Origin of the sequence: Microcystis sp. M_QC_C_20170808_M3Col (assembly GCF_007095505.1) — a bacterium.
GTDB lineage: Bacteria > Cyanobacteriota > Cyanobacteriia > Cyanobacteriales > Microcystaceae > Microcystis.
This window is the reverse complement of sequence record NZ_SFBY01000001.1, coordinates 1-4,658: the sequence shown is the minus strand read 5'-3', so window position 1 is coordinate 4,658 and position 4,658 is coordinate 1. Positions and strand designations below refer to the sequence as shown.

Sequence of the window (4,658 nt, the reverse complement as noted above, 5' to 3'; positions counted from 1 at the left end):
GTGGGGTAAAATCGAAACGAATAGGCTTTTTCCATGTCTCACATTTTAGCATATATTTGGTAAATGTGTTAATATTTAACAGTAAAGCCGTCGTGAAACGACGGGGTTTCAGACCCAAATTTTCGATGATCATCGCAGGAGAAAGAAGCGGAGTCGGTAAAACTACGATTACTCTGGCAATTTTGGCCTATTTAATCAGTCGTGGCGATCGAGTGCAATCTTTTAAAGTCGGGCCCGATTATATCGATCCCATGTTCCATACTCATTTTACCGGTCGCCCCTGTCGCAATCTCGATCCGGTTTTAACTTCTGAAGACTATGTAAAAACCTGTTTTGCCCAACATTGTCAAAATGTCGATTATGCTCTGATTGAAGGGGTAATGGGGCTATTTGATGGTATTCAATTAAGCGATACTCAATTTCCCGATTATGCCAGTACCGCCCATATTGCCCGTATTTTAGGGCTTCCTCTGCTGTTAGTTATCGATTGCAGTCGTTTATCTACCTCTGTCGCCGCTATCGTCCGCGGTTATCAATCTTTAGACAAAAATCTCCATCTAGCCGGAGTTATCCTCAATCGGGTTGGTAGCGATCGCCACCTGCAATTACTGCAAACCGCCCTAGAATCCATCAATATGCCGATTGTCGGGGTTTTGCGTCGTCAAGATTCCCTGACAATTCCCGATCGCCATCTAGGATTAGTTCCCAGGGATGAACTAGGAGAAATCAGGCAACTGCAAGATCAACTGGCTTCTATTGCCCAAAACTGCTTTAATTGGGACATTCTCTTGCCTTTACTCACTATTTCTCCTCAAGAGAACCCGAAAAATCCAACAGGAGAAAATAAGCTTTTTCCCCCTATCCGTATTGGTATTGCTAGAGATAAGGCTTTTAACTTTTATTATCCCGATAATCTCGATATTTTAGCCAATTTAGGCGCAGAATTAATCTTTTGGAGTCCCTTGCAAGGGGCAAATTTGCCCGAAAACCTACAAGGATTGTACTTTGGTGGCGGTTTTCCCGAAATCTTTGCCCCGGAATTAGCCGCTAACACCCCTATCTTAACTCAGGTGAGAAAAGCGATCGCCTCTGGAATGCCCACCTACGCCGAATGTGGGGGATTAATGTATTTATGTGAAAAAATAATTGATTTTGAGCAAAAAAACCATTCCATGTTGCAAATAATCCCCCAATCTGCTATAATGTCCCCGAAACTAACCCTAGGTTATCGGCAAGCCATCGCCAAACAGGAGACGATCCTGCTCAAAGCAGGTCAACCAGTGCGCGGTCATGAATTCCATCGCTCCCAATTAAGCGGGGTGAGCGACGCACCGATTTATCAACTGCAAGCATTCCCCAAAAGTGCTATCAATGCCGAAGGGTGGCAAGGTAAGAATCTGCACGCTTCCTATCTGCACCTACATTTTGGGGCTAATCTCAGCCTGCCGAAAAAATTTTTAGCTGCCGGCCTTGATTTTTTCCGCATAGCTGCGTTAAGCTAATTGCAGATAAATTTGATAATCAATCCGCTAAGGGATACAGGAGGTGATGTCGATGGTAGAAAGTAGTAAAAGCATGGGTCTCTTAATCGACAATAGCCGGCTGTGCGCCGGGGCTGTTCTCTAGACCCCCACGTCTAAACAAGATTTAGACTAGCTGGAGTTCCTTCCGGCAGTCTGGTGTCGATTCCGATGACCCGCTACACCGCCCTTACCGAGCAATTGGTAAGGGCGGATAGTTTTTGAGGGTTTCCCGTCAGTATTGTCTAAACCTGCCCTGATTTTGCCCTAAGGGAGCCTTTCTTCACTTTAACTCTACGGGCGCAAACTAACCCAGCGCCGCTTCTGGTTTGGGGACACCATTTTAACGCCTGTCACCGAGATAATATCATTGGCCAAATTCTCTGCCATCATGGGAAGGAGTTGATTTATATTATGCTTATAAGCTTTTATCCAGAATTCAGAGAGTTTCTCTCTCGCCTCCTCATTGACATAGATAGTTTTACCTGGCGTAATCAATACCATTGCCACATCACCGGAGTTTTCCGTGACGGCAAAGACAAACTGATCACGGTCGGACTTGAGACCTTCGTACCAGTAGTCTATGTGTTCTTCTAATTCGTATTCATAGAGAGCGCGTTCCATCTTGCCATCTTCTAGCAAGGCTTTACGCAGTGTATTGGCTATCTTTCTTTTTTTCATGGTCTTGTCTCTGTTTTTATCGGCGTTAAGTTTTGCCCATTAGACATCACTCCATATTAAGAGTGCCACCATAGAAATCGTCAATTAACCTGACAACAACCCAGTTCAGTGGCCGTTATCAAAATCACAGAACCTGGCCCCACTCGTCTAGACGAGCCTGTTGTGTGAGCTTAAGTTTTCTCTCTGTAAGGATTCTAACCTACTTTAGTTTTTGTTTAAGTGCCGTCAGGAGCGACAGGGTGGCCACTTTGTCAACTGGTCAAGGGAAAAAAAATGAGATCACATCTTTCCCTAAGTAATTAAATTGTGTATAATAGCAAAAGAATAGCAAGGCTATATGCGTCGTCAAACTGTGTAGTCAACCTATAAGGTGTGAGGAAAAAACCATCATGTTAAGAATGTTCTGGAAATCATTGCTGGTTAGCCCAGCGATTTTAGGGGCTACCCTGGTAGCTTCCGCTAATGCTAGTAGCTTCGATCCCGCCAAATCTACCAGTGTTTCTACCGAATTTAACAATCTAGAAATCGCTCAAGTTCAGGACAACGCTGCAGGAACTGGCGAACTAATCAATCAGATCGAACAGTACGGTAACGAAGGTCAAGTTGCACCCGTACAGGGCAACACCATCGATCAAGTCACCAGCGTTAACCAACTGCGGGATGTTTCCCCCACCGCTTGGGCTTTCGAGGCTTTAAGAAGTTTAGTTGAACGCTATGGTTGTATTGTTGGTTATCCCGATCGCACCTTCCGCGGCGACCGAGCTTTAACCCGTTGGGAATTTGCGGCTGGTTTAAACGCTTGCTTAAACGTGATGGAGCGTTTAATTCAAGATGGTGTCAACGTCCTCAAGGAAGACTTAGATGCCCTCAAGCGCTTGATGGATGAGTTCCAGGCCGAATTAGCGGCGTTGGGAGCTAGAGTTGATAACTTAGAAAGCCGGGTGTCTTTCCTCGAAAATAACCAATTCTCCACCACCACCAAATTAGCTGGGGAAGTTATCTTCGCTGTCACCGATACGGTCGGTGCCGGTAGCCCCGCCTCCCAGGCCGCCATGCAATACCGCGCTCGTTTGCTGTTAAACACGAGCTTCACCGGTCAGGACGTATTGAAAACTCGTTTAGCGGCGGGTAGTGCCACTCCCTTCGGATTTGATTACAAATCGACCACCACACTACAAAATGGTGATCCCGCTTCCGTCAGATTCGATAATCTGCAAAGCCCTTCCCTATTCCAAACTTGGACCGCGGCCGGTAACGGTAGCAATGTGGTTCTCGACTGGTTGGCCTACTATACCCCGATTGACTTAGGTTATTTTGGTCGCTTCAGTACCTACGTCGCCGCTTGGGGTGGTATTTGGAATGACTTCGTTCCCACCACTAACCCCTTCTTTGAAGACTTCGACGGTGGTAATGGTGCGCTATCTACCTTCGCTTCCGAAAACCCCATCTACCGTATCGGTGGTGGTTCTGGGGGTGGTGTTAGCCTACAATTAGGCTTCCTCCAAAGCATTGTCGGTCCGACCTCCCTATCCTTGGGTTACTTAGCCGGTGGTGGTGGCTCTAGTTCTGCGGCCAATCCTAACCCAGGTAATGGTCTCTTTAACGGAGATTACGCCGCTTTAGCACAGATTAACGCTAACCTCTTTAACTTCCTCAACGTCGGCTTCACCTACGTTAACGCTTACCAAGGTGCCGATACCGCCATCTTCGGTAACGGTGGTTCCTTCGGTGTAACGGGGACTTCCGCCGCTAACCTTTCCCAAACTCAGTTAAATACCCTGCTCAACGTCAACGGCAACAATCCTGATAGCGTCACCCTACAGGATGAAGTCGGTTTCTTCAACTTCGGAGCCAAAGTATCCAATAGCTACGGTTTAACCGGTGCAGTGGATATTGGTTTCGCCAGCTTGAGTGCCTTCGGTTCCTACTCCACCGTGCGCTTACTCGGTCTCGGTGATGCGGAAGTGTGGACCTACGGTGCTGGTATTGCCTTCCCCGACTTAGGTAAAGAAGGAAATATCTTAGGTCTGTTTGCTGGTGCGCAGCCCTACATCGGTCACTTAAGCTTCCGAGACATGGGTCTAAAAGTATCTAACATCGTTCCCTACCACGTTGAATTGTTCTACAAGTACCAAGTCACCGACAATATTTCTATCACCCCCGGTGTCATCTGGATTTCTGCACCTGAACAGTTCAAAGGCACTGGTAACGAGTGGATTGGCACTCTCCGCGGAACCTTTACCTTCTAGGATTTCCTAAATTAAACCCGAAACCCCACCCATGGTGGGGTTTTGTTTTAGGCAAATAGACGCTGATATTCTATCTGGATACAAGCATCCTTGACATCCTCACCGCCGTAAACGGACGGTGATTCCCAAACCTCACGATTTAGGTTTCTGCTTCTTTCCCTTGCGGGGTTCCGCACCTGCCGCCCCAGTTTTACTCTGTTCTGGTCTT

General features: G+C 46.9%; 3 protein-coding genes. 2 read left to right on the top strand and 1 reads right to left on the bottom strand.

Going from position 1 to position 4,658, the window contains the following annotated elements; translation table 11 throughout:
- The first annotated feature begins 125 nt into the window (after nt 1-125).
- Nucleotides 126-1,502 carry a cobyrinic acid a,c-diamide synthase CobB gene (locus EWV84_RS00015; protein WP_287075554.1) on the top strand — a complete coding sequence of 459 codons (1,377 nt, stop codon included), beginning with the start codon at nt 126-128 and terminating at the stop codon, nt 1,500-1,502.
- A 312-nt stretch (nt 1,503-1,814) separates the two neighbouring features.
- Here EWV84_RS00015 and EWV84_RS00010 read toward each other — a convergent pair whose 3' ends face one another.
- The gene (locus EWV84_RS00010; RefSeq protein ID WP_323801816.1) at nt 1,815-2,201 is read right to left on the bottom strand and encodes a hypothetical protein; all 387 of its coding nucleotides are present in this window, start codon (nt 2,199-2,201) and stop codon (nt 1,815-1,817) included.
- A gap of 389 nt (nt 2,202-2,590) precedes the next feature.
- Here EWV84_RS00010 and EWV84_RS00005 point away from each other — a divergent pair, with 389 nt between their 5' ends.
- Nucleotides 2,591-4,450, top strand: a complete 1,860-nt coding sequence (locus EWV84_RS00005; RefSeq protein WP_287075550.1) for an iron uptake porin — start codon at nt 2,591-2,593, stop codon at nt 4,448-4,450.
- The last annotated feature ends 208 nt before the right edge of the window (nt 4,451-4,658 follow it).

Bases quoted from the DNA above. Each gene is read 5' to 3' on its own strand.
- EWV84_RS00005 (WP_287075550.1), top strand. From the start codon at position 2,591: ATGTTAAGAATGTTCTGGAAATCATTGCTGGTTAGCCCAGCGATTTTA.
- EWV84_RS00010 (WP_323801816.1), bottom strand. From the start codon at position 2,201: ATGAAAAAAAGAAAGATAGCCAATACACTGCGTAAAGCCTTGCTAGAA.
- EWV84_RS00015 (WP_287075554.1), top strand. From the start codon at position 126: ATGATCATCGCAGGAGAAAGAAGCGGAGTCGGTAAAACTACGATTACT.